Here is a 3,038-nt window from a genome sequence, read left to right on the forward strand (position 1 = left end):
ACCTCAAACCCCGAAGCCCTCAACAACGACCCACCAAAAAGCTCTACGCACCCAACGGGCACACGCCCAGGCAGGCGTGCGCCCGCGTGCCCACCCCACCCCAAGCGCCCCAAACGGCCACCATGGTTCACTTGTTTTGGGGCTAGACTCGCATACAGACGTGACGTTGTGCTGGCAACCCCCATGGGTGCGAGGGGGATCGCTGGGAGGGCGCATACGCCATGCGCCCACAGACAAAAAAAACGGGCGCGTGCCGTTACCAATTCGCGTACGCCCGTGTTGCGATTGCACCACGCTCTCTTCGTCTCACCTACACTGTGGTGACAGGGAAGGGTAGGCCGTGGGTTGTCGAGAGCAATATGGGGGCGGTGGTATGGGAAGACGGTGGTGACGGACGCGCTATGGCCGAGCCTTCGAGCAGAAGCAAGGACGATCGGTTCATAGGTCGTTTGATCAACGGCCGCTTTCGGATCGAAGCGCCCGTTGCCAGGGGTGGCATGGGGTGCGTGTATCGCGCGGAACAGGTGCCCTTGGGACGCACTGTCGCACTGAAGATTCTCGCGCCCAAGTACACGGGCGACAAAGATCCCGAATTTCAAAGTCGCTTCTTCCTCGAGGCGGCCACGGCGGCCAAGCTGACGCACCCGAACACCGTGACGGTGTTTGACTACGGTCGCACCGAGGACGGTGTTTTTTTCATCGCTATGGAGTTCGTGGAGGGCAAGACGCTCAGCCAGCTGCTCAAAGAGGATGGGCGCCTGGCTCCCCACAGGGTCCTGACTGTCGGGATCCAGATCTGCCGGGCCTTGAGAGAAGCGCACGGGCTCAGCGTGGTCCATCGCGACCTCAAGCCGGCCAACATACTGCTGGTGGATGGCGCCGACGAGGTGGACTTCGTAAAGGTGCTCGATTTTGGTTTGGTCAAGAACGTGAACAGTCCGCAGGATCTGACCCGAACAGGCATGTTCATGGGGTCACCGAAGTACGTGGCGCCCGAGCAGATCAGTGGCAACGAGGTGGACGCGCGCACCGATATCTACTCGCTGGGAGTCATGCTCTTCGAGATGCTTGAAGGTCGCATTCCCTACAAGCGCAAGAGCCAGGTAGAGACGTTGATGGCGCACATACGCGATCCGATTCCCGGGTTCACGCGGCCTGATGTGCCTGCCGAGTTGCGGCGGCTGGTGCATCGGTGCATGTCGAAGCAGCCCGCAGAGCGCTACGCTTCGATGGACCAGTTGCTGGACGCGCTGTCGGTGTGCAAGGAGCACGTGAGCCCGAATCCGAGCGAAGAACTGGTCAGCGGCTCGGCGAGCTGCCTGCGCTTGCAGCCGCTGCCGCAGCCAGCTGCGCCCATCGAACCGTCCCCTTCTCTACCGGCCGGGGCCTTGTCGAAGCCCGTGCCGGGCAACACCGGCACGGCTTTGTTGCCCGCCAGTGTGTCGTCGTCGCTGCCTGAGGCGACGCAGCCCCCCAGGCCGGAGCCGTTGCTGGGACCGCCACCCCCGGCGGCCGGGGCTTTGCGCCGCGTGCGAACGAAGCGCGCCAGGCGAAAAGGCCCTGTCGTGGCGCTCCTGTCGGCGGCCGCCGCGATCGCGGTGGGCTACGCCGGGGCACGTTTCGATGTCGACGGGCACGAGCTGGGCGAGATCAGCCGCGTGGGCTGGCAGGCTGAGCTGCCTGCGCCGCATGGCGGGAAAACCCTGCCGCAGGTCGAGGATCGAACCGAGCCAAGCAGTCCCACGGCGAGCACGGAGCCCGCGGCTGGTTCGCCCGACCCGCTCGTTCCCTCCGACATTGTGCCGCCGGCGCTCGCCTTGGTGCAAGGACCCAGCGGGGAGCAACCCCCACCCGAGGCGCAAGCTCAGGCGCAGACGGGTACGGGCTTCGAGCCAGCGCAAGAGGCGCCTGAGCCCGGTCTGGCTGCGCCTGAGCCGCAGCAGCCGCCAGTTGCCGCCGTCGTGCAGGACATGGACCACGACCCGAACGAGCCACCGGCGCAGCCGAACGCCGGCGAACCGGCAGCGGACAAGGCCGCACCGGTGGAGCCCCACGCACCGGTGAAGACCCGAGCGTCCAAGCGCCACGCTACGCTGACGCGCAGGAGCGCGCGTCGCGTCAAGCGCTCGCCCAAGCCCGTCAAGCCTGCGCCGCCCGCACTGAAGCCACCCAGCCCCGAAAAGGCGGACTTCGGGGCGCCCGGCGACTTGGTCCCGTGGCCGGCGTCCGGGCCGGCTCCGGAGGCGCTGGCGGCTTCGGAGCCCGCAGCGACCGAGTCCTCGAAGCCGGCCGGCATTCCAGTAGAGCAGCCCATCGCGACGGGCGAGAAGCCGCCCGAGCCCCAGCCGGTCGCAAGCACGAGCCAGCACACCAGCGCAGTCACGGTGCCGCGGGCGCAACGCTTGTCCGCGGCCGCGCGGATCGCCGGGCTCGCCGTGAGCGGTCCACTTGCGTCGTCTGTGATTCAGAGGGCCATCGACAGGATCGAAGGACGTTTTGCCGGCTGCTATGCGCGCGCGGCCAAGAAGGCGGGCCGCAACGACTTTCGACCAATCCTCGTACGCTTCCGGGTGGCGAACGCCGGCCGTGCGCAGCGAGTGCGCGCGAGCGGCAGTTCCCTGCCGGGTTTGCACGAGTGCATCGCAGAGGTCACCAGCGCCCTGAGGACGCGCCGGCGCCCCGATGTCGGTCACGTTCAGGCCAGCTTCCGCATCGAGCTGCGACCGCGGCGCTGACACCAGCCCGCATGGGTCACATTGGCGGCCATCACCGGAGAAGAAGGAGGCCTGGCCCGAAGGAGGTCTGGCCCCGAGAAGGAGGGAAGGCAGGCTGGCCAAGGAAGGCCAAGGCCCTGAACCAGCTCTGGCCAATGCAGTGGGCCATCTTCTCGGCGCTCTGCTAGTACCTCGCCACAGGAATCCTGATCGTTTGGCCCCAGCCCTGGCGCCCGCTGGCGGCGTTGGGACCTCCTCGAATATGCGCTGCACAGCATCGAAATGAACCGCAGTCTTCGTCGGTCCGCCTTGCCAGCGAGCCCC

At 66.8% G+C, this 3,038-nt stretch carries 1 protein-coding gene; it reads left to right on the forward strand.

All coding sequences use genetic code 11. The annotated features are described in order from the left end of the window. The first annotated feature begins 401 nt into the window (after positions 1–401). Entirely contained in the window at positions 402–2,735 is a 2,334-nt protein-coding gene (locus MJD61_10125; GenBank protein MCG8555626.1) for a protein kinase, read from the forward strand. Positions 2,736–3,038: the final 303 nt, after the last annotated feature.

The sequence above is a fragment of the Pseudomonadota bacterium genome, assembly GCA_022361155.1.
Lineage (GTDB): Bacteria > Myxococcota_A > Polyangia > Polyangiales > JAKSBK01 > JAKSBK01.

Excerpts from the sequence above, each read along its gene's own strand:
- MJD61_10125 (MCG8555626.1), top strand. The coding sequence starts at position 402 with ATGGCCGAGCCTTCGAGCAGAAGCAAGGACGATCGGTTCATAGGTCGT.